The following is a 22,102-nucleotide window of genomic DNA, read 5'->3' on the forward strand; positions in this document are numbered from 1 at the left end:
GGGCTCAGCCCTTGCGCTTGGCGACCTCGTCGGTCAGCTGCGGCGCGACCTGGAACAGGTCGCCCACCACGCCGAAGTCGGCGATCTCGAAGATCGGCGCCTCGGCGTCCTTGTTCACCGCCACGACCGTCTTCGACGTCTGCATGCCGGCGCGGTGCTGGATCGCACCGGAGATACCCAGCGCGATGTAGAGCTGCGGCGAGACGGTCTTACCGGTCTGCCCCACCTGGAACTGGTGCGGGTAGTAGCCGGAATCCACCGCCGCGCGCGAAGCGCCCACGGCGGCACCCAGCGAATCGGCCAGCTTCTCCACGACCTCGAACGACTCGGCCGAACCCACGCCGCGGCCACCCGAAACCACCACGCTGGCCTCGGTCAGCTCGGGGCGGTCCCCCGCCTCGACCGGCTGGCGCCCGGTGATCTTGGCGCTCTTGCCCGCATCGGCCGCGGGCACCTCGACCTGCTCGACCGCCGCGGCACCCGCGGCCGGCTCCGGCTCCACCGAACCCGGCAGCACCGTGACCACCGGCGTACCGGAAACGGCCTTGGCCTTGGCCTCGTAGGTCCCGCCGAACAGCGAATGGCTCGCCACAGCGGACCCGTCGATGCCCACGACCTCGGACAGCAGCCCGGAACCGGTGCGCACCGCCAGCCGACCGGCGATCTCCTTGCCGTCCACCGACGCAGGCAGCAGCACCGCGGCCGGCGACGCGGAGGCCACCAGCGCGGACAGCACGTCGACCTGCGGGGTCACCAGGAACTGCCCCGCCTCGGCCGACTCGGCCGCGTACACCTTCTCCGCGCCCTGGGCGGCCAGCGCCTCGCCCAGCTTGCCCGCCGTGCCCGGCTCACCGACCACCACCGCGGACGGTTCGCCGATCTGCCGCGCGGCCGTGAGCAGCTCGGACGTGATCTTCTTGACCTCACCGTCCACGTGCTCGACGAGGACCAGAACCTCAGACATCTACTACGCCTCCTCGCGAATCCCGTGAACGACCGTCAGACCAGCTTCTGCCCGGCCAGGAACTCGACCACGGCCACGCCGCCCGAGCCCTCGTCGGTGACCTGCTGACCGGCCTGCTTCGGCGGCGCCGGCGCGGACTCGACCACCTGGGTGGCCGCGTTGGCCAGCCCGACCTCGCTCGCCTCGATCCCGGCATCGGCCAGCGACAACGTGGTCACCGGCTTCTTCTTGGCCGCCATGATCCCCTTGAACGACGGGTACCGCGGCTCGTTGATCTTCTCCGTCACCGACACGACGGCGGGCAGGTTCGCCTCCAGCGTCGTGATCCCGGCGTCGGTCTCGCGCTCCACACCCACGGTCGACCCGTCGGTGGTCACCTTGCGCGCGTAGGTCAGCTGCGGCCAGCCGAGCAGCTCGGCCACCATCGCGGGCACCGCGCCCGACCGGCCGTCGGTGGCCTCGTTGCCGGCGATCACCAGATCCACCGACTCCACCGTGCCCACGACCTTGGCCAGGGCCCGCGCCGTCGCCGGCGCATCGCTGCCGTGCAGCGCCTCATCGGACAGGTGCACCGCCTTGTCGGCCCCCATCGACAGCGCCTTGCGGATCGCGTCCGTGGCCCGGTCCGGGCCCAGGCACACCACGGTCACCTCGCCGCCTTGCGCTTCCTTGATCAGCAGCGCCTCCTCGACGGCGCGCTCGTTGATCTCATCCAGAACCGCATCGGCCGACTCGCGATCCAACGTGTGATCCGCATCGGTGAGCTTCCGCTCGGAATACGTGTCGGGCACCTGCTTAACCAGCACGACGATGTTCATGGGCCCTCTCCGACCTCCTGCGGACTGACGACACTCGCTGGTCGCCCAGCGGCTTTGCTTCCGTACCCGGAATACACCCCGGGAGGTTGACCTTGCCACAGCGCCTCGACAACGAGCACAGTGATGCCAACCACGGCAAATGTTACTTGCCGGTAGCCCCCGTGCAATGTGCGGCTGCACGTGACGGTACTCACCATTCGGCGGGCACGGCGGGCGAATGCGGCAATCGGTCCCCGCAGGTGGCGCAGGGCGATATGAATCCTGCTCACCTCTCAGTAGCCTGATCGCATGAAACAACGCGTCGCCATCGTCACGGACTCGACGGCTTCCCTCCCCGCGGAGACCGCCGAACAGCTGGGCATCGCCGTGGTGCAGCTGGAACTGGCCGTCGGCCAGGAGGTCAACGACGAACGCCGCGTCCCGCACCCGCAGCTGGCCGACGCCATGCAGGCGGGCACCCCGGTGGACACCAGCGAACCGCCCGCCCCGGCGTTCTTCTGGAACTACTCCGACGCGCAGGCAGCCGACGCCGAAGCGGTCATCTCGGTGCACATCTCCGAAGGCCTTTCCCAGACCTGCTCCTCCGCGCGGGCCGCCGCCGACGAAGTCGCCGTCCCGGTCTACGTGGTGGACTCCCGGCTCGTCGGCCTCGGACTCGGCTTCCCGGCGCTGGCCGCCGCCGAAGCCGCCGCGGCGGGGGCCGGACCGCAGCACGTGATGGATGTGCTGGAGCAGCGGATGCGCACCACCACGCAGCTGCTCTACGTCGACACACTCGAACACCTGCGCCGCGGCGGGCGCATCGGACGTGCGGCGGCATGGCTCGGCCAGACGCTGTCGATCAAGCCCGTCCTCGAAGTCAAGGACGGCATCATCGACCAGCTCGCCAAGGGGATCGGGCAGGACCGGGCGCTGGCCAAGGGGGTGCGCAGCGCAGTGCAGCGCGCCGGGAACGGCCCGGTCGACGTGGGCGTGGAGCACTTCCAGTGCGCCGAGCGCGCCCAGCGGGTGCTGGACGAGCTGCGCGAACAACTCCCCCGGGTGCGGCGCGCCGTGCTGTCCGAAACCAGCGCGGTCCTCGGTGCGCACGCAGGCCCGGGCGCGCTCGGCATCACCGTTTCCCCCGCCTGACACGGGTTCTCGGTCGGATACGGGTTCTCGGTCCGGCGCGGGACCGCCGGCTGCTCGGCCCGATCGCGAATCCCCCCCCGCACGAGGCCGCATGTGCCGAGATGAGCAGACGGAGCCCGCAGATGCGGGTGGCTTCTCACCAACTCGTGTGATGCGAACAGGGGTTCGACGGGTGCAGGCTGGACTCGTGATCATCGGTGGCGGTGGTCACGACGACAGCGGTGGTCTCGACGACACCGGAACCGCTCGGCGGAGGCGACCATGGCACCGAACCCGGACCCGCACCACGTGCGCACCGCGCGGCGCAGCACCCGGCCGTCACACCGCGACGTCGTCCATGCTGCGGTGAATCCGCTTGGCGGAGACGGGATGCGCCGTGCCGACGGACTGGGCGAACAGGCTCACGCGGAACTCCTCGATCATCCATCCGATCCGCTGCAACCCGCTGCTCGGCGCCTGCCCGTCCGGGACGCGGGCCAGCAGGTCGCGGTACCGGTCCTCGACCTCGTGCACCTGGTCCATCCACTCCGCGTCGCGCTGCGGGTGGTGGCGGATCTTCTCCAGGCGCTGCTCGACCGCCCGCAGGTAGCGGACCAGGTCCGGCAGGCGGTCCCACCCGGTGCCGGCGACGAATCCCGGGTACACCAGGGCGTCGAGCTGCTCGCGGACGTCGTCGAACGCCTCCCGCGGGAAACCGCTCGACCGGTCGGCCAACGCGGTCTCCACCTGCTGCCGGACCGCGAGCACGGATTCCACCTTGGACACGGTGTCCGCCGTCGTCGGGCCGAGCCGCCGCCCGACCTCATCGCGCAGCGCCGCGAACGCCTCCCGGTCCCACGCCGGCCCACCCGCCGCGTCGACGAGCTTGTCCACCGCGCAATCCGCGCAGTCGGCCAGCACAGCGTCCAGGCTTCCGTCCGGATTGCTGCCCAGCACGAGCTTCGCGCCGGCGCTCAGCCCCCGCTGCAACGACTTCAGCGGGTTCGGCAGCTGCAGCAGCAGCAACCGCCGGGTACCGCGCCGCATCGCGCGCTGCTGCTCGCGCTCGGTGTCGAAGGTGCGGACCCCGACGCTTTCGCCCTCGTCCACCAGGGCCGGGTAGGCGCGCACCGGGTGGCCGGATCGCTGCCGCTCGAAGGTGCGCGGGAGGCTGTCCAGCTCCCACTCGCGCAGTCCGCTGCGTTCCAGTTCGTCGGCCGCGGCCGAGATCTCGGCCCGCAGGTCGGGTTTCAGCTCCTGGCGCAGCTGCTCCAGGTCCACGGACTCGCCCAGCTTGCGACCCTCGCCGTCCACGACGCGGAAGGTCATCGTCAAGTGGTCCGGAACCCGCTGCCAGTCCCACGCATCGGTGGGCACGGTGACTCCGGTCATCGCCCGGAGCTGGTCCTGCAGCCCGGCCACCAGCCCACCCTGCCCGGCAGGCATCCGCGCGAGCGCGGCCTTGGCGAAGTCCGGTGCGGGAACGAAGTTGCGGCGCAGCGGTTTCGGGAGCGATTTCAGCAGCGCGGTCACCAGTTCCTCGCGCAACCCCGGGATCTGCCAGTCGAAACCCTCCGCGGAGATCTGGTTGAGCACCGCCAGCGGGATGTGCGCGGTGACGCCGTCGGCATCGGTGCCGGGCTCGAACTGGTAGGACAGCGCGAGTTCGTGCGAACCCTGCCGCCAGGCGTCCGGGTAGTCGGCATCGCTGACCCCGGCGGAATCTTCGTTGATCAGCATGGACTTGTCGAAGTCGAGCAGATCCGGACTCTGCCGGCGGACCTTCTTCCACCAGGAGTCGAAGTGCCTGCCCGACACGACCTCATCGCCCACTCGGCGGTCGTAGAACTCGAACAGCGTCTCGTCATCGACGAGGATGTCGTGCCGCCGCGCCCGCTCCTCCAGATCGGCGACCTCGTCGAGCAGCGCCCGGTTCCGGTGGAAGAAGGCGTGTTCGGTGTCCCAGTCGCCCTCGACCAGCGCATGCCGGATGAACAGCTCCCGGCTGACCTCCGGATCGATGCGGCCATAGCTGACCTTGCGGTCCACCACGAGCGGAATGCCGTAGAGGGTGACGCGTTCGGTGGCCACGACCGCCGCGCGCTTCTTCTCCCAGCGCGGCTCGCTGTAGGTCCGTTTGACCAGGTGCTGGGCCAGCCGCTCGATCCACTCCGGCTCGACCCTGGCCACCACCCGCGCCCACAGCCGCGAGGTCTCCACGAGCTCGGCGGCGACGACCCACTGCGGGGGCTTCTTGAACAGCGCGGAGCCGGGGAACACCGCGAACTTGGCGTTGCGCGCGCCGAGGAACTCGTTGCTCGTCCGTCCGCGCTGCTGCCCCTTCTTGTCGAGTTCGCGCAACCCGACGTGCGAGAGCAGCCCGGCCAGCAGCGACTGGTGGATGCGGATCGGATCGGCCTGCTGATCGGCCAGCGTCATCCCCATCGTCTTCGTCATCTGGCGCAGCTGCAGGTACAGGTCCTGCCACTCGCGCACCCGCAGGTGGTTGAGGAACTCGTTGCGGCACATCTTGCGGAACTGGTTGGCCGACAGCTCCTTCTGCTTGCCGCGCAGGTAGTGCCACAGGTTCAGGAACGCCAGGAAGTCCGATTCGTAGTCGGCCTCGACGAACCGAGCGTGCCGCTGGTCGGCAGCCTGCTGGTGCTCGGTGGGACGCTCCCGCGGGTCCTGAATGGACAGTGCGGCCGCGATCACCAGCACCTCGCGCACGCACCCGTTGCGTTCGGCCTCCAGCACCATGCGCGCCAGCCGCGGGTCGATCGGCAACTGCGCGAGCTTGCGCCCCACCCCGGTGAGCTGGTCGCCCTGGTCCTTCTTCGCACGCTCCAGCGCGCCGAGCTCGTGCAGCAGGTGCACACCGTCGGCGATCTGCCTGCGGTCCGGCGGCTCCAGGAACGGGAACGACTCGACCGCACCGAGTCCGAGCGAAGCCATCTGCAGGATGACCGAGGCGAGGTTCGTGCGCAGGATCTCCGGATCGGTGAACTCCGGGCGGGACAGGAAGTCCTGCTCCGAGTAGAGCCGGATACAGATGCCCTCGGACGTGCGGCCCGAGCGGCCCTTGCGCTGGTCGGCCGACGCCTGCGAGATCGGCTCGATCGGCAGCCGCTGCACCTTGGTGCGGAAGCTGTACCGCGAAATCCGGGCTGTACCCGGGTCGATCACGTACTTGATGCCGGGCACGGTCAGCGAGGTCTCCGCGACGTTCGTGGCCAGCACGATGCGCCGCCCGCGGTGCGGCTGGAACGCGCGATGCTGCTCGGCGGCCGAGAGCCGAGCGTAGAGCGGCAAGACCTCCACGTCGGTCAGGTTCTGCTTGCCCAGGGCATCGGCGGTGTCCCGGATCTCGCGCTCACCGCTGAGGAACACCAGGATGTCGCCGGGCCCTTCCGCGCACAGCTCGTGCACGGCGTCGGTGATCGCCTGCGTCTGGTCGCGCAGCACGTCCTCGGAGTCGTCCGTGGAGTCCACGAGCGGGCGGTAGCGGACCTCGACCGGATAGGTGCGGCCGGACACCTCCACCACCGGCGCCCCGCCGAAATGCCGGGAGAAGCTCTCCGGATCGATCGTCGCCGAGGTGATGATCACCTTCAGGTCCGGCCGGCGGGGCAGCAGCTGCTTGAGGTAGCCGATGAGGAAATCGATGTTCAGGCTGCGCTCGTGCGCCTCGTCGATGATCAGCGTGTCGTAGCGGCGCAGCAGCCGGTCCCGCTGAATCTCGGCGAGCAGAATGCCGTCGGTCATCAGTTTGACCGAGGTGTCCTCCCCGGCCCGTTCGGTGAACCGCACCTGGTAGCCGATCGCATCACCGAGTTCGGTATCGAGCTCCTCGGCGACCCGCTCGGCGACGGTGCGCGCCGCGAGCCGCCGCGGCTGGGTGTGCCCGATCATGCCGCGCACCCCGCGGCCGAGTTCCAAGCACATCTTCGGCAGCTGCGTGGTTTTGCCCGACCCCGTCTCCCCGGCGACGATCACGACCTGGTGGTCGCGGATGGCGGCCAGCAGGTCGTCGCGCCGGGCACTGACCGGCAGCCCATCGGGGTAGTCGATCTCGGGGACCGCCGCGCGCCGCCGCTCGACGCGCGACTCCGCCGCCGCCACGTCGGTGGCGATCTCGTCGGTGACCCGGCGCAACGAGTCTTCGTCCCGGATCTTGCGGGCGCCGTCGATGCGGCGGCGCAGCCGCCGCTCATCGGCCAGCACGAGTTCGGGAAGCCGGGCGCGCAGATCGGCGAGGTCGGATTTCACGGACGGGTCAGCCATACTCGGTCCAGGATAGAGAAGTCGCCCCACCGCCTGCCGCGGGTTTTCGCCAGCGCCACATCGGGGCCGACGCACCGCGTCCCTGGACGTGACCCCGCACACGCCGCTGCGCGGACCGGTCGGGAGCAGCGGCGGTCCGGTACTGCGCCATCAGGTCCGCTCAGCGCGGCACAGGAACGCCGTGGCGGTATCGCCGATCCTGGTGAGGACCACGGTTGCAGACGCGGATCCGGTGAGCTTGAGCCGCTTGCGCAGTGCATCCGGGTCAACATCGACACCGCGCACGAGGATCTCCGCGCTGCCCACGTCGTGGCTGCGCAGCAGGGCCCGCAACGCCTTCTCCCGGAAGCGGACCTGCGCCTGGACCCGGAAGGCCCGAACCCCGGCAGGCGGACGCGGCCCGGTGAGATAGGCGATGTGCGGGTCCAGCTGGCCCAAGCCCCAGCGGACCGCGTACTGGCGCACCAGTCCGGCCCGGACCACCGCCCCGTCCGGATCGACGATCCACTCCCCCGCCTCGATCACCGGGCAGTCATCGGGTTCCCGATCGGTGATGGTCCACGCACCCTCGCCGGTGAGCACCGTGCCGCGCCTGCGCACACCCGACTCGGCCAGATCACCGAACCACAGCGACGCCTCCCGAACCTGGCCGGACATCGACACGATCTCCACCTCGGCTTCATCCGGGACAGCATCGAAATCGAGGCCGGGGGCCGCCTTGACCACCAGGTCGCGACCGGCGTACGCGGCGAGCAGGTCGTCCAGCGGCGGCTCCAGCTCCGCAGGGTTCCACCGGCGCCGGCCGGTGTCGTCCCGGCGAGCCGGATCGGCCACGACCGCGGTGCCCCGGGTAGCCGGCTGCAGCGCATCGGCACGCACCAGCACGACCTCCCGACCGCGGGCCGCGAGGTTGTGCTCGGCCATCGCCAGCCGCACCGGGTCCAGATCGGAGGCCACGCAGGTGCGCGCCACCGCCGCGAGCTGCTCGGCATCCGCGCCGATCGAACAGGTCACGTCGTGCACGTCCCGGCCGGCGAGGCGCTCGGCGCGGTGCTCGGCGACACGGGTGGCCGTGGCCTGCTGCAGCGCGGGATCCGTCAGCAACCAGGAGTCCGCGCCGGTCAACTTGCTGCGAGCACGCCGCCGCAGCACCCCCGTCTCCAGCACCGCGGCCGCGAAGCGCTCACCGACCAGCGACCGCGCGCGGGCCACATCGGTGAGCCGCGTGGCCGCCGTCAGCTCCCACTCGTCCAACCGAGCCAGCGCATCGGCCCCCGCGGACGAACGCAGGAAGGCGACGTCTCGAAGGTCGAAGGAGTATCCCACCGCACTTCCCCGCATCGGCATGGCATGACGAACCGGACCAGGATACGGCCGCGCGCAGCGGGGCAGTGCGGAGCCGGGCCCCGGCCGGGCCGCAACCCGGCCGGAAGGCGTTCACTCCCCGGTGAACTCCGCCTTGCCGGGCCCGTTCTCGATGAACGACCGCATACCGATCTCCTGGTCCTCCGTAGCGAAAGTACCGGTGAACAGGTGCGTTTCCAGCTTCAGGCCGCTGTCCAGATCCACGTCGAGCCCGCCGTCGATGGCCGCCTTCGCGGCGGCGAGCGCCCGCGCCGCACCACCGGTGAACTGGTCGGCCCAACGCCGGGCCGCCGCGTAGACGTCGTCGGCCGGCACGGTCTCGTCGACCATGCCGAGCGCGAGCGCCTCATCGGCCCGGACGAACCGCCCGGTGTAGATGATGTCCTTGGCCTTGCTCGGGCCGATGAGCCGGGCCAGCCGCTGCGTCCCGCCGGCGCCGGGGATCACCCCGAGCAAGATCTCGGGCTGGCCGACCTTGACGTTCTCGCCCGCCACCCGGCGATCGCAGGCCAGCGCGAGCTCGAACCCGCCGCCGAGGGCGTACCCGGTCAGCGCGGCGACGGTGGGCTTGGGGATCGCGGCCACCGCGCTCAGCGCGCCGGACAGGCCCCGCTCCTCCTTGCGCGCCATCTGGGCGGCCGTCTTGTCCACCATCTCCTTGATGTCCGCGCCCGCCGCGAACACCTTCTCCCCGCCGTACACGATGACCGCGCGGATGTCGGCCCGCTCGGTGGCCTCGATCGCGGCGTCGCGCAGCTCCGCTTCGATCTGCTGGTTCAGCGCGTTCATCGGGGGCCGGTCCAACCGGATCGTCCCGACCGCACCGTCCACTTCGAGCCTCACGAACTCACCCACGCGGCATCCTCCTCGTCGTGCAGCCATTCGTTGCGCCTCCGGCGGCGCAACATGCGCGCGAGTGGCAGGCTATCTGCCCGCACCGGGCGGCAACAGCGCCGCCGGGCACGTCGGACCGGAGGGTCAACCGCGCCGCCGCGCGAAGAACCGCTCACCGCTGCGCTGCAACTCCAGGTCCTGGTCGAACGTCTTGGCGAGGTTCTCCTCGGTGAGCACCTGATCCAGCAGACCCTGGGCCACGACAGCGCCCTCGCGCAGCAGCAGTCCGTGGGTGAATCCCGGCGGGATCTCCTCCACGTGGTGGGTGACCAGGACCGAGGCCGGCGCATCCGGGTCCATGGCCAGCCCGGACAACCGGCCCACGAGATCCTCCCGGCCTCCCAGGTCCAGGCCCGCGGCCGGTTCGTCCAGCAGCAGCAGCTCGGGGTCGGTCATCAGGGCCCGGGCGATCGTCGCCCGCTTGCGCTCGCCCTCGGACAGCGTCCCGAACGCGCGATCGGCCAGGTGCCCCACGCCGAGCAGGTCCAGGAGCTCCTGGGCCCGGTCGGTGTCCAGCGACTCGTACTCCTCGCGCCAGCGCCCCAGGACCGCGTATCCCGCGCTGACCACGACGTCGCGCACCACTTCTTCGCCGGGGATCCGCCCGGCCAGCGCCGACGAGCACAGCCCGATCCGGGGGCGCAGCTCGAACACGTTCGTCTTGCCGAGCCGTTCACCGAGCACGTCAACGGTCCCCGCGCTCGGGTACATCTCAGTGCTGGCCAACTTCAACAACGTCGTCTTGCCGGCACCGTTGGGCCCGAGCACCACCCAGCGCTCGTCCAGCTCCACCGACCAGTTCACGTCGGACAACAGCGCCGTACCGCCTCGCCGAACACCGACGCCATCCAGGTGGATGACCAGGTCGTCCACGTCTACCTCCCCGCCGTGACGGACCGCAGCCCCGCCGCTGGGAGCACCCGGTTCACGTTCCACCGGACCCCGCCGGGACCGGCGCATGCCTGGTCCATTGTTCCGCGTCCACCGGCGCGGGCCGCGGCGGGTCGGCAACCCGCACGCTCCGGGCATCGGCGCCACTCGCGCATCGGACCCGGGCCTGCCCGCCCGCCGTGGCCCGGCGCGACGCTCCACCGCCCCTCCCCGCGCAGCCCATCCACCCCCGACCACGTCCATCCACAGTGGACCGTCGGACCACCGGTGCGGCCGGCGTCGCCGAACCGCCCCACCGGCGCCACCGCGCGGCGTAGGTTGACCACTCGTGCGACCCCCGAACCTGCTGACCCGCCCCTGGCTGCTGTCCGGAGCCGCCGGCGCCCTGGTCACCGCGGCCATCGAACTCGCCCTCGGCGGCGGCTTCCGCTCGGTGCTGACCGGCTGGTCCGGCGCCCTGCTCGGGACCATCGCGCTGCCGCTGAGCCTGCAGCTGGGGCTGCTGGTCGGGGCCGTGTTGTTCGGGCTCCGGGTGCGGGCCGTCGTCCTGGGAGCGACCAAGCTCGTCTGGTCCGGCACCGTGGGGCGCATCACGCTGACCGTGCGAGCGCTGCCGGTGGCGATGAGCGCCGCGATCGGCCCGTGGCGGGCCCCGGTCTTCCTGCGCTGCTGGCTGGCCGGCCTGGTGTCCGCATGCTGCGGCGCCGCCCTGGTCGGCACTGCCTGGCTGCTCGCTTCCGGGCCGTTCGGCCGGGGTCTCGCGCTGGCCGGCACCGCGTTCCTGCTCTACAAGCTCTGGCCGCGCCGGGTTCCGTTCACCACCTCCACCGGGTGGCTGCTGTTCGCGCTGCCCCGCATGCCCGAACCCGCCCGCACCGAGTTCCGGATCAGCCCGCTGGCGACGTCGGCGCGCGAAGCGGTCATGTCCGGCGAACTCGACCGCGCCGCGGAGGTCACCGACCGGATCGCCGCGCTGCACCCGGATTCGGACGCCGCGCTGACCTGCCGCGTCGCCGTGCTGGAAGCCCGCGGGGACTACGCGGCAGCGGTCCTGATGCTGCTGAACCGCATGTCGCAGGCAGAACTGGCACCGCGGGAGATGTCCTACCGACTGGCCGGACTGGCCGGACTGGGCTTCGCGGCCGTGGAAGCCGAACAGCTGCCCGCCGAGGACCTGCTGCCGGTGGCCCGCAAAGCCATGCACGACGCGACCGCCCTCGGCTACCCGGAGTTCGAACTGGCCGGAACCCGCGGACTGCTGGCGCTGCTGGACGGCGACCCGGACGAAGCGGTCCGCCTCGCCGCCACCGGGGCCGAACACGGCAACACCGCGCTGTCCCGGGCCGACGACTACGCCACGATCGCACGAGCGCACATGGCCCGGCACGACAACGCCGCAGCGCGGCAGGCCTTGGCCGAAGCCGAGCGGCTCGCACCGTGGTGGCCCCGCGTCGTCGAGACGCGAGAACGCCTGTCGGTGACCTAGGACGCGGGTCGCCGGGTGCCCGGCTCAGGTCAGCTCGCGAGCACGACGCGGCCGAGCTCGGCCGGCCCGGACAACGAGCGGTGCTGCGGCAGCACCCGCACCGTGTACCCCGCGGGCCCGGCGTGCGGCAGCGTCACCTCCGCCTGGTAACGGCCGTCCCCGGATGCCGCCATGGATTCGGCGACGAAGTCGTACAACTCATCGGAGTCGTCCACCCGGCCGACCACCACCTCGACGTCCACATCGGACGGATCGAGCCCGGCCAGCTCCACCTCGGCCCGCACCGTGACGCGCGAACCCAGCAGCGGGCCGTGCTCGTCCACCGACATCTCGGTCGAATCCACCCGCACCCGGGACCACGCGGCGTGCAACCGCGCCCGGTAGTCAGCCAGCTCCTTGGCCCCCCGATACCCGTCGGCGGAGACCCCGCGGACCGAGCAGGCCGCGGGCCCGTAATGGTTGTCCACGTAATCGCGCACCATCCGCGAGGAGTGCACCCGCGGACCCAACGTCGCCAACGTGTGCCGCACCATCGACATCCACTTGCCCGGCACCCCGTCGGTATTGCGCTCGTAGAACGCCGGAGCCACGTGCTCGGTGATCAGCTCGTACAGCGCCGCCGACTCCAGGTCGTCGCGCCGGTTCGGATCGGTCACCCCGTCCGCGTTCGGGATCGCCCACCCGTTGTGGCCGTCGAACATCTCGTCCCACCAGCCGTCCCGGACCGACAGGTTCAGCGCACCGTTGAGCGCGGCCTTCATCCCGGACGTCCCGCACGCCTCCAGCGGGCGCACCGGGTTGTTCAACCACACATCGCACCCGGACACCAGGTAGCGCGCCATCGACATGTCGTAGTCCGGCAGGAAAACGAGCCGGTGGCGGACATCTGCGCGGTCGGCGAACTTGACGATCTTCTGGATCATCGCCTTGCCACCCTCATCCGCGGGATGCGACTTGCCCGCCACCACGATCTGCACCGGCCGCTGCGAATCCAGCAGCAGCTGACGCAGTCGGTCGGTATCGCGCAGCATGAGCGTGGCCCGCTTGTAGGTGGGCACCCGGCGCGCGAACCCGATCGTCAACACCTCCGGATCGAACACCGAATCGCACCAGCCGAGTTCGAGGTCCGACGCGCCGCGCTGCAACCAGGCTTCGCGCAACCGGCGGCGCACGTGCTCCACCAAGCGCTGGCGCAGCGAGCAGCGCAGCTCCCACAGCAGCGCATCGCTGACCGGTTCCATCCCGCGCAGCCCGGCACCGCTGTCCATCTCGGACTCGCCGAGCAGCTTGCCGAGCTCACGCGCCGACCAGGTCGGCCCGTGCACCCCGTTCGTCACCGAGCTGATCGGGATCTCCTCGGTGCCGAAACCGGGCCACAGTCCGGAGAACATCTTGCGGATCACCTTGCCGTGCAGCTCGGAGACCCCGTTTGCCCGCTGCGCCAGCCGCAGGCCCATGTGCGCCATGTTGAACATGCCCGGGTTGTCCTCGGCGCCGAGCGCCAGCACCCGGTCGGTCGGCACCCCGGGCAGCAGCGACTGCTGCGAACCGTCGCCGAAGTAGTGGCGCACCAGATCCACCGGGAACCGGTCGATGCCGGCGGGAACCGGAGTGTGCGTGGTGAACACCATACCCGCCCGCACCGCGGCGACCGCCGGGTCGAACTGCAGATCCTGCTCGTCCTGCAGCTCGCGCACCCGCTCCAGGCCGAGGAAGCCGGCGTGCCCCTCGTTGGTGTGGAAGACCTCCGGCTGCGGATGCCCGGTCAGCTCGCAATAGGCGCGCACCGCCCGCATCCCGCCGATCCCGGCCAGGATCTCCTGCCGCACGCGATGGTCCGCATCGCCGCCGTAGAGCCGGTCGGTGGTACCGCGCAGATCATCGTCGTTGCCGGGCAGATCACTGTCCAGCAGCAGCAGCGGGACCCGGCCCACCTGCGCCTTCCAGATGCGGGCCAGCAAGGTGCGTCCTTCCGGCATCGCCACCCGCACCAGCAGCGCCTGCCCGGACGGGCCGGTCACCGTCTCCAGCGCCAGCCCGCGCGGGTCCAGCACCGGGTAGTGCTCGACCTGCCAGCCCTCGGCCGACAGCGACTGCCGGAAATAACCGGACCGGTACAGCAGCCCCACCCCGATCATCGGCACCCCGAGGTCGGAGGCCGACTTCAGGTGGTCACCCGCCAACACCCCCAACCCGCCGGAGTAGTTCGGCAGGGCCTCGGTGAGGCCGAACTCCATCGAGAAGTACGCCACCGAACCGGGCAGTTCCGCCCCCTCGTCCTGCCGCTGCTGATACCAGCGCGGGACAGCGAGGTAGCGGCGCAGGTCGTCGTCCACGGCTCGGGTCCGCGCCAGGAAGTCCTCGTCCTCGGCCAGCACGCGCAGCCGGTCCGCGGGCACCTCGTTGAGCAGCCGCAGCGGGTCGCCACCGGTCGCCGACCACAACTCCGGATCCACCGCCGCGAACAAGTCCTGCGTGGGCGGGTGCCAGGACCAGCGCAGATTCGTGGCCAGCGTGCCCAGCGCGCGCAGCGGCTCCGGCAGGTGGGCGAGCACGGTGAAGCGGTGGACGGCTCTCACGGCAGCGGACCTTATCTCGCCGACCCGCCCACACGTGCAACCGTGCGCCACGCGCCACCCGGACCGGGCAAGCAACCGCCCCGGCCCGGATGGCAGGCTCGACATCGTGCGCCTACTGGGACTCGCAACCGGGATGATCGCCCTGGTCACCGCCGTGACGGCGTGTTCACCCGCACCGCAGGCGCCGCCCCCGGTCCTCGCCGACCCGGTCGACCCCGGGTTCGTCCAGGGCACCGACCACGGTGCCGACGACCAGCTGGCGGCCACCGTGGTGCACGAAGTGCAGCGCTACTGGTCGGCGACGTTCCCCGAGGTAGCGGCAACCGGCTGGCACGACCTGGGCGGCGGCGTGTTCTCGGTGGACACCGCCGACCCCTCGGCCACGGCACCGCCGTGCACCAGCGGCACCGACGATGTCGAGGGCAACGCGTTCTACTGCGCGACCGCGGACGCGATCGCCTGGGACCGGGCCGCGCTGCTGCCGGTGCTGCGCGAGCACTACGGCGACGCGGCGGTGGCAGTGGTACTGGCGCACGAGTTCGGGCACGCCGTGCAGCACCGCGCCGGGTCCGACGACGCGGCGGCCGGCCCGGACCCGGCGCTGCTGGAAGCCGGCGCGGACTGCTACGCGGGCGGATTCCTGCGCTGGGTCGCCGACGGCCGATCACCGCACCTGCGGGTCGACTCCGGGCAGCTGGACGGCGCGCTGCGCGCGTTGACGGTCTTCCAGGACCCGTTGACCGATACCGGCGGCACCGAACACGGCTCCTCCTTCGAGCGAGTCGCCGCCTTCCAGGACGGCTACCAGCGCGGACCCGACAGCTGCACGTCGCCCGCGGCGGACGTGCCCGGTGGAACGCCCGGCGAGGTACCGGCGCGCGATCTCGACCGGGTGCTCGCCGACGACCGAGCCGCGGACTTCATCGCCCGGCTGACCGGCTCCCCGCCGCCACGCGTGGTCCCGGTGCGCGCCGCACCGGAGGAATGCGCCCGCCAGATCAGCGCGGTCGCCTACTGCCCCGACCCGCCCACCGTCGCCGTCGACCGGGCCGCGCTGCAGGACGTGCATTCCGAGGACGGACCGCACGCCGCCGAAACCCAGCTGGCCTCGCGCTACGCGGCCGCCGCGCTCCAGCGGTCGGGCGCACCCACCACCGGTGCGGCGGCGGGCGAACGCATCACCTGCCTGACCGGTGCGTTCACCACCGACCGCGACGACCTGACCAGGGTGGAACTGGACGAAGCCGTGCGCGCCGTCCTGCACACCGGCTCGGTCTCCCGCGATGCGGGCGGCACGAACCACCTCGGCGGGTTCGACCGGATGGCCGCGTTCCGCGCCGGCGCTACCGGCGGCCCGCAGTCCTGCGACGACCGCGGGGGCTGACGTTCGCGTCGTCCGCACGCCGAGAGGGCCGATCTCGGCGCACCGCGACCGATAGGCTGCGGTGCGCACACCGCAGCGCGGTGCACCTGCTGCTCGGCTGTGCGCGGAATCCGGCACCTTCAGCGGACGGGGCTCGTCAGTGTTCAGCGGATCGGCAGGACGTCGCCGGTGGAGCAGAGCCTCCACGACCGCCGTCGTGGTACTCACCTGCACGGCATTGGTCGGCGGCTGCGCGGACACGATCGGGGGCACCCCGACGAGCTCGCGCACCACCTCGGCCACCGAGGTGGCCGGCCTGCCGGTAACCGACGGCCCCAGCGGCCCGAAGAACCAGGCGCCGGAGCCCGACCAGCCGGTCGCCGGGACCGACCACGGCACGACCGACGAACTCGCCCGCAACGCGGTCGCCGACGTCGAGGATTTCTGGGCCGACGCGTTCCCGGCGACGTTCGACGGAGCCTCGTTCGACCCGGTCTCCCGGTTGGTCTCCTACGACTCCCGCGCACCGCGCGGGGTGCGGCTGTGCGGGGCGGACACCAAGGGACTGGCCAACGCGTTCTACTGCCCGACCGACGACCTGATCGCCTGGGACCGAGGAGACCTGCTCCCGCAGCTGTCCGCGGAGTTCGGGCCGATGGCGCCGGTCGCCGTCCTGGCCCACGAGATGGGGCACGCGGTGCAGAAGCGCGCGGGAACCGCCGGACCGGACGACCCGGTGATCGTGCTCGAACAGCAGGCCGACTGCTACACGGGCTCGTACTTCCGGCACGTGGCCGAGGGCTCCTCCGAGCACTTCGAGATCTCCACCGGCAACGGGCTCAACCAGGTGCTGGGGGTGCTCGACCACATCCGGGACGTGCCGGGCACCTCGGACTTCCGCGTCCAAGACGCGCACGGCAGCGCGTTCGACCGGGTGACGGCCTTCCAGTTCGGCTTCGCCGAAGGGCCGGAACGCTGCACCCGGATGGATTTCGCCGACGTCGCCGAACGCACCACGCAGTTCGAGTTCTGGAAGGACGGGCAGGACGAGGATCTCCCGGTCGACCGGGAGAGCGTGGACGCGGTCGTCACGAGCTTGCGGGAGGTGTTCGTCGAAACCGGCGCCGAGCCACCCGTGATCACCACCGCCCCCGCCGACTGCCCCGGCCGGACGACGACCTCGCCCGCCGCCTACTGCCCGGAGACGAACACCGTCTCGCTGGACCTCGACGAGCTGCGCGAGATCGGCGCCCCACCCGAACCGGGCGACCCGACCGCGGGGCGCGGAGATTTCGCCGCCTACGCCCAGATCGCCTCGCGCTACGCCCTGTCCGTGCAGCAGGCGGCGGGGCTTCCGCTGGACGATCCGGCCGCGGGCCTGCGTACCGCGTGCCTGGTCGGCTCGTGGAGCGGGCTGCTGCTCGAAGACCCGATCGGCCAGCGCAATCCGGTGGGCCGACTCCGGATCGCACCCGGCGACGTCGACGAGGGCGTGGCGGCGATGCTCACCGAGGACAGCCTCGTCGCCGCCGACGTGACCGGCGCGCAAGCGCCTGCGGGATTCGCGCGAGTGGAGGCGTTCCGGGTCGGCTTCCAGGACGGATTCAGCCCCTGCACCACGAACTACGTCTGATCGGCGACCCGGCCGCACCATCGACCGCATCCGATGAAGCGGGCCGGGCCGCTTCCGCGACCCGGCCCGACGTTCGGGTGCTGCCCGGTACCGCGAACGACCCCGCGCAGCACACCCGGCAGCTCAGAACAACGCGCTGGCCAGCGCCCTGCGGGCGGCGAGCACCCGGGAATCGCCCTCCGGGAAGATCTCGAACATGTCGACCAGGTGCTTGCGGGCCCGGTCCCGGTCATCGCCGGCGGCCCGCTTGACCGTCTTGACCAACCGGTCGAAGGCCTCCTCGATCCTGCTGTCGGCGAGTTCCGCGTCCGCAGCGGCCAGCTGCAGATCCACGTTCTCCACCTCGGCGTCGGCGCGCTCCACAGCGGTCGGGTCCGCGTTCTCCGCGCGAGCCAGGAACCGGACCTGGGTCAGCGCGGCCTTGGCCTGCTCGTTGTCCGGTTCGGCGGCGAGGATCTGCTGGTAGGAGTCCTCCGCTGCGGCGAAGTCACCGCGTTCGAGCGCCTCCTCGGCCGCTGTGAACCGCGGGTCGTCCGGCTCCTCGACAGGTTCCGCCTCCTCGGCCTCGGCCGCCTGCGCCCCGGACACCTGGTCCCGGGTGGTCTGCAGCAGCTGGTCGATCCACTGCCGCAGCTGCGGCTCGGGCTGCGCTCCGGCGAAGGCGTCCACCGGCTGCCCACCGGCGATCGCGATCACGGTGGGAACCGACTGGACCTGGAACAACTGCGCGATGCGCGGGTTGGCGTCCACGTCGACCTTGGCCAGCACCCAGGAACCACCGCCCTCCTGGGCGAGCTTCTCCAGCGCCGGGGAAAGCTGCTTGCACGGCCCGCACCACGTGGCCCACAGGTCCACCACGACGGGGACCTGCATGGACTTGTCGACCACCTCGGCCTGGAAGGTGGCTTCGGTGACGTCGACGACCGCCGGGTTGTCGGCCGCACCGCTCCCCCCGGCAGGAGCCTGATCGCCTCCGCGGGCATTCGCCTCGGCCTTGTTCTTCAGGCCCGAGAGGTCGACGGCACCCGCCATCGCAGCGGACATTTCTGGGTTCTGGCGTGGATCCGGCCTCGTCACATCCCCATCCTGACACGCCCGGCGCAACTCGTGGAGCCTGGGCGCACCTGCGCGGTGGGTCGTCGGAAGACCCCGCGGGCACCGATGTCCGCCACGGACCCCGCCCGGGCGCGACCCGCGCAGCGGGAGCTCACTCGAACCGGTGTAGATCAGCACTCGCCCGAGGGGATCTTCGGATCGAACCCTCAGGTTCCCGCGCCGTGATCGTCGAAGGTGCAACCGAGCCCGCGATGGACGACATGCCACCGCGGGCCGTTGCGGGGGCTCCTTGCGAGGGACCTCCCTGCCCGTAGTTCAACGAGAGGTACGAAAAAGTGCGTATTGCTACCCGTGTTGCCGGTGTCGCCGGTGCCACCGCCCTCGGCGTCATGACCCTGGGCACCGCCGCAGCTTTCGCCGACAGTGCCGACAACGACGGCGTCAACCTGCTCGACGACAACAACATCAGCGCCGTGCCGGTGCAGCTCTGCGGCAACGACGTCGGCGCCGCCGTCGGGCTCGTCGTCCCGGTGCTGTCGCCCGAGTCCTCCGAGTGCGTCAACGCTCCGGTGGTGGACCACCCCGGGCAGGGCAGCTGACCCTCCTGGCAGTGACCGGGGGGCGGTACCGCGATCGGTACCGCCCCCCGTTCTCGTCTGCGGGTCTTGACGCCGTCGGCGCTTCCCGAGCACCCCTCAGTCGCCGAGCTGCTGCTCGACCCGGCGCACCTTCTCCTGCAGCTGGCCCGTGTGCCCCGGGCGGATATCGGCCTTGAGCACGAGGCTGGTGCGCGGGGCCCGCGCGGAGACGGCTTCGGTCGCCCGCCTGACCACATCCATGACGGCGTCCCACTCGCCTTCGACCGTGGTGAACATCGACGTGGTCTCGTGCGGCAGTCCGGACTCCCGAACGATCCGCACCGCGGCCGCCACGGCCTCGCTGACGCTATCGCCGTCGTCGCCCCCGCTCGGGGACACGCTGAACGCAACCAGCACCGCAACTCCTTCCCCGATGCCGCGGCGCAGCTCAGCCGGAACGCTCCGGATCACGTCTCCGGCACCGACCGAACCGCGCGGCACCGCAGTCATCACCACGACCACTACCCGCTGCTAGCGTCGAACACCATGAGTCCCCGCAATCCGCTGCCTTTCGACCCGATTGCCCGCGCGGCCGAGATCTGGTCCGAACGGGTCGGCCCGTCGACGACGATGGCCGCCGTCACCAGCGTGATGCGGGTCCAGCAGATCCTGCAGTCCGCTGTCGACAACGCCCTGCGCCCGCACAACCTGACGTTCGCCCGGTACGAGGCGCTGGTGCTGCTGACCTTCTCCCGCCGCGGGAGCCTGCCCATGCGCGTCATGGGAGACCGGCTCCAGCTGCACCCGACGAGCGTGACCAACATCGTGGACCGGCTGGAGCAGGACGGACTGGTCAACCGGGTCCCGCATCCGACCGACCGGCGGACCACCCTCGTGGAGATCACCGACGCGGGCAGGGATCAGATGAAACGCGCCACCGAATCGGTCGACGAGATCGACTTCGGCCTGCAGGGCATCACCGAACGCCAGACCCAGCAGCTGACCGACCTGCTGGGCAAGGTGCGCCACGCCGCCGGCGACTTCTGAGCAGCCCGACGGCGCCGGCGCGGGGAGGCGTCAGTTCAGCTCGCGCAGCACGTAGCGGACTCGGCCCCAGAACGTCGGGGCGTCGGTGTCCGGGACCTCCAGCAGTCCGCGCCGCCCGGCCCACCGTTCGAAGACGACCGTGGCGAACGGCGGGATCGAGGACAACCCCGCGGCGACGAGCACCCAGAAACTCCAGCGCAGCGGGCTGAAAACCACCAGGCATGCGATGACGTAAGCGGTGAACACCGCACCGTGCACCCAGCCCATGACGGTGACGCCCAACGACATGTCCAGGCCGTACTTGAACGCCATCGCGATCAGCAGTCCCGCCCACGAATATGCCTCGGCGACCGCGACCAGCCGAAACCAACCGCCATGCGTACGCGGCACGTTCCACCCACTTCCCTCGACACAGTTACTACCGAGTGTGACCGGTGCCGCGCATCACACCCCGGCCGGGCCGACCGCGGCCGGTTTCGTTGACAGCACGCAGCGGCTGCGGTCCAATGCGCTGACCCTGGAGCCGGGAGATCGGCCCTCCCGGCCGCGTCCCGCTGGGAGGAACCGGACTTGGACACCACCGCCGTCCCGCTGCCGCTGCCGGCCAACCAACCGCGCCAGTTCTACCGGGGCGGTGGATCGATCGCCGAGCTCCGCGGCACAGACGGCGCCGCGGAGTACGGCCCGGAGGACTGGGTCGCCTCCACCACCAGCCGGTTCGGGTTCGCGGAATCCGGCCTGTCACCGCTGCCGGACGGTCTGCTGCTGCGGGACGCGGTGCAACGCAACCCGCAGGAGTGGCTGGGCGCCGAACACATCGCCGCCTTCGGCGACAGCACCGCGTTGCTGGTGAAGCTCCTCGACGCCGGGCAGCGGCTGCCGGTGCACTGCCACCCGTCGGACCGGTTCGCCCGGCAGCACCTGGGATCGCGGTTCGGCAAGACCGAGGCGTGGATCGTCGTCGGGACCGCGGGCGCAGATCCGGTCGTGTACCTCGGCTTCCGCGAGGACGTCGACGCGGCGACCGTCGCGCGGTGGGTCGGCACCCAGGACAGTTCGACGATGCTCGGGGCGCTGAACCGCATCCCGGTCCGGCCGGGCGACACCGTGCACGTGCCCGCCGGGACTCCGCACGCCATCGGCCCCGGGGTCTTCCTGGTCGAGTTGCAGCAGCCCACCGACTTCTCGATCACGCTCGAATGGGAAGGGTTCCTGTCCGGCGCCGAGGCCGCGTTCCTCGGGCTGGACCAGGAGACCGCGCTGCACACGCTCAACCGGTCGGGGCTCGGCGACGCGACGCTCGCCGAACTGATCACCCGGACCGGCGACCGCGGCGGGGCGCGGATCCCGCTGCTGGCCGAGTCCGCGGTGCCGTTCTTCCGCGCCGAGCGGCTGCAGCCCGGCGGCGGCATCGAGCTGGAACCGTCGTTCGGCGTGCTGATCGCGCTGAGCGGACACGGCCGGCTGGACTGGTCCGATGGCTCGCTGCCGCTGCACCGCGGCGCGACGATCGTCATCCCGCACGCTGCCGAACCCGTGCGCCTGGTCGGCGACTGCACCCTCGTGCACTGCCGCCCACCCGCCCCGCAGCTGTGACGGGCGGCCGGCGGCGGGTGCGAGCATGGGAACTTTCCTGTCACCGCGCCGCCAGGGCACGCCGCGAACCGCCCCTCTGGTTGTCCGGCCACGTTATTTTGGCGGTATGAGCAGTTACGGCGAACTGGTTCCAGGCAGGAAGCTCAAGGACGAGAAGGACGAGGGCGGGATCTCGAAGAACTACGACCCGGGTGGCCCGTTGGACCTCGACCGGGGCGTCGTGTACCTCGCGCCGCCCGCGCAGGACGACGCGGACTCCGCGGATGATGAGGAGAAACCGGGGCAGAGCTGAGCGCCCTCGAACGCGCTCCACAAGATCACTCTATTCGCGTACAGCGCCCGTTTCGCTCGGTTAGGGTGCCACGGACAGGTGACGTCGCGACCGGAACATGCCGCGGTCATCACTGTCCGTCCGCCCATCCTAGGCGGGCTCAGCTG

The 22,102-nt window shown here is 71.2% G+C and carries 18 protein-coding genes; 8 read left to right on the forward strand and 10 right to left on the reverse strand.

Translation table 11 applies throughout. From position 1 onward, the window contains the following. Positions 1-4 precede the first annotated feature (4 nt). Positions 5-964 carry an electron transfer flavoprotein subunit alpha/FixB family protein gene (locus tag IQ251_RS17465; protein WP_193929726.1) on the reverse strand — a complete coding sequence of 320 codons (960 nt, stop codon included), beginning with the start codon at positions 962-964 and terminating at the stop codon, positions 5-7. Between the two features lie 35 nt (positions 965-999). Then, complete coding sequence (locus tag IQ251_RS17470; protein ID WP_193929728.1) at positions 1,000-1,782, reverse strand: electron transfer flavoprotein subunit beta/FixA family protein; 783 nt, start codon at positions 1,780-1,782, stop codon at positions 1,000-1,002. Positions 1,783-2,070: 288 nt separating this feature from the next. Between IQ251_RS17470 and IQ251_RS17475 the strand changes: the two genes are divergently transcribed. Then, on the forward strand, positions 2,071-2,913 hold the full coding sequence (locus IQ251_RS17475; protein WP_193929730.1) for a DegV family protein: 843 nt from the start codon (positions 2,071-2,073) through the stop codon (positions 2,911-2,913). A 318-nt stretch (positions 2,914-3,231) separates the two neighbouring features. Here the strand turns inward: IQ251_RS17475 and hrpA are convergent, their stop codons facing one another. The 4 genes from hrpA to IQ251_RS17495 all read right to left on the reverse strand — a co-directional run bounded on the left by hrpA (position 3,232) and on the right by IQ251_RS17495 (position 10,308). Next, positions 3,232-7,176 (reverse strand): ATP-dependent RNA helicase HrpA, encoded by a 3,945-nt coding sequence (gene hrpA, locus IQ251_RS17480; RefSeq protein ID WP_193929732.1) that lies wholly within the window; start codon positions 7,174-7,176, stop codon positions 3,232-3,234. A gap of 150 nt (positions 7,177-7,326) precedes the next feature. Further along, the gene (locus IQ251_RS17485) at positions 7,327-8,502 is read right to left on the reverse strand and encodes a THUMP-like domain-containing protein (protein ID WP_193929733.1); all 1,176 of its coding nucleotides are present in this window, start codon (positions 8,500-8,502) and stop codon (positions 7,327-7,329) included. A 111-nt stretch (positions 8,503-8,613) separates the two neighbouring features. Next, positions 8,614-9,396, reverse strand: a complete 783-nt coding sequence (locus IQ251_RS17490) for an enoyl-CoA hydratase/isomerase family protein (protein WP_193929735.1) — start codon at positions 9,394-9,396, stop codon at positions 8,614-8,616. A 123-nt stretch (positions 9,397-9,519) separates the two neighbouring features. Beyond that, complete coding sequence (locus IQ251_RS17495; RefSeq protein ID WP_370591476.1) at positions 9,520-10,308, reverse strand: ABC transporter ATP-binding protein; 789 nt, start codon at positions 10,306-10,308, stop codon at positions 9,520-9,522. Between the two features lie 346 nt (positions 10,309-10,654). On the opposite strand from IQ251_RS17495, the gene IQ251_RS17500 reads away from it, so the two are divergent. Beyond that, positions 10,655-11,812, forward strand: coding sequence for a tetratricopeptide repeat protein (locus IQ251_RS17500; protein WP_193929738.1), 1,158 nt, complete (start codon positions 10,655-10,657; stop codon positions 11,810-11,812). Positions 11,813-11,841: 29 nt separating this feature from the next. On the opposite strand, the gene glgP is transcribed toward IQ251_RS17500, so the two are convergent. Continuing rightward, complete coding sequence (gene glgP / locus IQ251_RS17505; RefSeq protein ID WP_193929740.1) at positions 11,842-14,391, reverse strand: alpha-glucan family phosphorylase; 2,550 nt, start codon at positions 14,389-14,391, stop codon at positions 11,842-11,844. A 106-nt stretch (positions 14,392-14,497) separates the two neighbouring features. On the opposite strand from glgP, the gene IQ251_RS17510 reads away from it, so the two are divergent. Then, positions 14,498-15,775, forward strand: a complete 1,278-nt coding sequence (locus IQ251_RS17510) for a neutral zinc metallopeptidase (RefSeq protein ID WP_370591477.1) — start codon at positions 14,498-14,500, stop codon at positions 15,773-15,775. A 196-nt stretch (positions 15,776-15,971) separates the two neighbouring features. Continuing rightward, positions 15,972-17,387, forward strand: a complete 1,416-nt coding sequence (locus IQ251_RS17515) for a neutral zinc metallopeptidase (protein WP_370591478.1) — start codon at positions 15,972-15,974, stop codon at positions 17,385-17,387. A 123-nt stretch (positions 17,388-17,510) separates the two neighbouring features. Here the strand turns inward: IQ251_RS17515 and trxA are convergent, their stop codons facing one another. Beyond that, positions 17,511-18,431, reverse strand: coding sequence for a thioredoxin (gene trxA, locus IQ251_RS17520; RefSeq protein ID WP_228047388.1), 921 nt, complete (start codon positions 18,429-18,431; stop codon positions 17,511-17,513). Positions 18,432-18,832: 401 nt separating this feature from the next. Between trxA and IQ251_RS17525 the strand changes: the two genes are divergently transcribed. Continuing rightward, complete coding sequence (locus IQ251_RS17525; RefSeq protein WP_193929745.1) at positions 18,833-19,042, forward strand: hypothetical protein; 210 nt, start codon at positions 18,833-18,835, stop codon at positions 19,040-19,042. A gap of 96 nt (positions 19,043-19,138) precedes the next feature. Here the strand turns inward: IQ251_RS17525 and IQ251_RS17530 are convergent, their stop codons facing one another. Continuing rightward, the gene (locus IQ251_RS17530) at positions 19,139-19,438 is read right to left on the reverse strand and encodes an MTH1187 family thiamine-binding protein (protein ID WP_193929747.1); all 300 of its coding nucleotides are present in this window, start codon (positions 19,436-19,438) and stop codon (positions 19,139-19,141) included. 129 nt (positions 19,439-19,567) lie between these two features. Between IQ251_RS17530 and IQ251_RS17535 the strand changes: the two genes are divergently transcribed. Then, entirely contained in the window at positions 19,568-20,068 is a 501-nt protein-coding gene (locus tag IQ251_RS17535) for a MarR family winged helix-turn-helix transcriptional regulator (protein ID WP_193929749.1), read from the forward strand. Between the two features lie 30 nt (positions 20,069-20,098). On the opposite strand, the gene IQ251_RS17540 is transcribed toward IQ251_RS17535, so the two are convergent. Beyond that, positions 20,099-20,458, reverse strand: coding sequence for a DUF3817 domain-containing protein (locus IQ251_RS17540; RefSeq protein WP_370591479.1), 360 nt, complete (start codon positions 20,456-20,458; stop codon positions 20,099-20,101). Positions 20,459-20,638: 180 nt separating this feature from the next. On the opposite strand from IQ251_RS17540, the gene IQ251_RS17545 reads away from it, so the two are divergent. Continuing rightward, entirely contained in the window at positions 20,639-21,664 is a 1,026-nt protein-coding gene (locus tag IQ251_RS17545) for a class I mannose-6-phosphate isomerase (protein WP_193929751.1), read from the forward strand. A gap of 106 nt (positions 21,665-21,770) precedes the next feature. Further along, a complete protein-coding gene (locus IQ251_RS17550; protein ID WP_193929753.1) occupies positions 21,771-21,956 on the forward strand; it encodes a hypothetical protein in 186 nt (61 codons plus the stop codon). The last annotated feature ends 146 nt before the right edge of the window (positions 21,957-22,102 follow it).

This window comes from Saccharopolyspora montiporae (genome assembly GCF_015209505.1).
In the GTDB taxonomy this organism is placed as follows: Bacteria; Actinomycetota; Actinomycetes; order Mycobacteriales; family Pseudonocardiaceae; genus Saccharopolyspora; species Saccharopolyspora montiporae.

Coding starts and splice junctions, on each gene's coding strand:
- IQ251_RS17465 (WP_193929726.1), bottom strand. CDS start 964: ATGTCTGAGGTTCTGGTCCTCGTCGAGCACGTGGACGGTGAGGTCAAG.
- IQ251_RS17470 (WP_193929728.1), bottom strand. CDS start 1,782: ATGAACATCGTCGTGCTGGTTAAGCAGGTGCCCGACACGTATTCCGAG.
- IQ251_RS17475 (WP_193929730.1), top strand. CDS start 2,071: ATGAAACAACGCGTCGCCATCGTCACGGACTCGACGGCTTCCCTCCCC.
- hrpA (WP_193929732.1), bottom strand. CDS start 7,176: ATGGCTGACCCGTCCGTGAAATCCGACCTCGCCGATCTGCGCGCCCGG.
- trxA (WP_228047388.1), bottom strand. CDS start 18,431: ATGTCCGCTGCGATGGCGGGTGCCGTCGACCTCTCGGGCCTGAAGAAC.
- IQ251_RS17525 (WP_193929745.1), top strand. CDS start 18,833: ATGACCCTGGGCACCGCCGCAGCTTTCGCCGACAGTGCCGACAACGAC.
- IQ251_RS17535 (WP_193929749.1), top strand. CDS start 19,568: ATGAGTCCCCGCAATCCGCTGCCTTTCGACCCGATTGCCCGCGCGGCC.
- IQ251_RS17550 (WP_193929753.1), top strand. CDS start 21,771: ATGAGCAGTTACGGCGAACTGGTTCCAGGCAGGAAGCTCAAGGACGAG.